Below are 1184 nucleotides of genomic sequence, written 5' to 3'. Positions count from 1 at the left end.
GCACCCGCTGGCGCGGGCGCTGGCCAGTCAGTACCAGGAGCGCTTGAAGCTCGAAGCCCAGAACGACAAGCTCCTCCAGCAGTTGAAGGACAGCCAGCGCCGCAGCAGCGAACTGCAGGAGAAGCTCGACGCCCTGACCGACATCGAACGTTCGCTGCCGGTGCGCCCGACGGCCGGCGGCAACGCGCCCGGAGTGCCGCGATGAACCTTGTTCCGAAAACCCACGCCGCACATGTCCTGGTCATCGACGACGACCTGGATCTGCTGCGGCTGCTGTCGATGCGCCTGCACGCCCGGGGTTTCCGGGTATCGACGGCCGCCTCTGCCGAGGAAGGGCTGGCGCGCATCGCCGTCGAACCGCCGCAATTGGTCGTCAGCGACATTCGCCTGCCGGGCCAGGACGGACTCGCCCTCTTCGACGAGATCCGCTCGACCCGACCGACCCTGCCGGTGATCCTGCTGACCGCGCACGGGACGATTCCCGACGCCGTGCAGGCGATGTCGCGCGGTGTCTTCGGCTATCTCACCAAGCCTTTCGACAGCAAGGTGCTGCTGGAAAAGATCGAGCAGGCGCTGCAGCTCTCGCCGGCCGCTGCCGGCCACGAGACCGGCAGCGGCGAGGCCTGGCGCGAAGGCATCGTCTTCCGCAGCAGCCGCATGGCGGAACTGCTCGAGGAAGCGCGGGTGATCGCCGCCTCGGACGCCAGCGTCCTCATCCGGGGCGAGAGCGGAACCGGCAAGGAAGTGCTGGCGCGCGCCATCCACCGCGCCAGCCGACGCGCCCGGGCGCCTTTCGTGGCCATCAACTGCGGTGCGATCCCGGAGCAGTTGCTCGAGTCGGAACTCTTCGGCCACGTCCGCGGCGCCTTCACCGGTGCCGCCAACGCCCATACCGGCCTGTTCCAGTCGGCCGACGGCGGCACGCTGTTTCTCGACGAGATCGGTGACATGCCGCTGGCGCTGCAGGTCAAGCTCTTGCGCGTGCTGCAGGATCGCGCCGTGCGGCCGGTGGGCGCAACGCGTGCCGAGCCGGTGGACGTGCGCGTGCTTTCCGCCACCCACCGCGACCTGGAAGTCGCCATGACCGAGGGCCAGTTTCGCGAGGACCTCTACTATCGCCTCGACGTCGTGACGCTGATGCTGCCGCGCCTCGACGAGCGGCGCGAGGACATCCCCTTGCTGGC

1 protein-coding gene and 1 pseudogene are annotated in these 1184 nt (G+C 69.0%); both read left to right on the top strand.

Annotated features, from left to right (window positions below; genetic code table 11):
• Positions 1-205: pseudogene (locus tag CAPSK01_RS17130) on the top strand (permease); the annotation flags it as partial.
• Positions 202-1184, top strand: a 983-nt coding sequence (locus CAPSK01_RS17125) for a sigma 54-interacting transcriptional regulator (protein WP_034929545.1), incomplete at its 3' end; no start/stop codon positions are given. The pseudogene CAPSK01_RS17130 and the gene CAPSK01_RS17125, both read left to right, overlap by 4 nt.

The sequence above is a fragment of the Candidatus Accumulibacter vicinus genome, assembly GCF_000584955.1.
Classification (GTDB): domain Bacteria; phylum Pseudomonadota; class Gammaproteobacteria; order Burkholderiales; family Rhodocyclaceae; genus Accumulibacter; species Accumulibacter vicinus.
This window is presented reverse-complemented; position numbering and strand designations above follow the sequence as displayed.